Here is a 364-nt window from a genome sequence, read left to right as displayed (position 1 = left end):
ACAACGTCTGCGCTCGACAGGGAGTTCAATCCAAAAAATCCCGATTCGTTGAGCATAGCCATGCATCCATTGCTTCTTTTTTCCTGTCATTTTGATCGTGCGTTTCAAGCAGACAGGACATAACGGGCATTGTTCAGGTAGAGAAAGTTCGAAAATCCAACGATCTCCTTCTTTTCGCACCTTTTGAATCAAAACATCTGGTAAATCGATGAGTTCTTTGATAAACTGAGAGTACATGCGAATTTTCCTCCAATGGTTTGGTTTGGTCACCTTTACCATACAGGAAAATTCGCATTTTTTGTACCCCTATTTTCTATATGCACACCGATCTTAAATGATCAAGTACAACTTGTGGTGAAGAGCC

At 40.9% G+C, this 364-nt stretch carries 1 pseudogene; it reads right to left on the bottom strand.

The window, feature by feature from the left end:
• Positions 1 to 237 (bottom strand): annotated as a pseudogene (locus tag ES017_RS15700) (ISL3 family transposase); the annotation flags it as partial.
• Positions 238 to 364 lie beyond the last annotated feature (127 nt).

The organism is Anoxybacillus sp. EFIL, assembly GCF_013096955.1.
In the GTDB taxonomy this organism is placed as follows: Bacteria; Bacillota; Bacilli; order Bacillales; family Anoxybacillaceae; genus Anoxybacillus; species Anoxybacillus ayderensis.
Note: the sequence above shows the minus strand (reverse complement) of the source record. Positions and strands in the feature narration are given on the sequence as shown.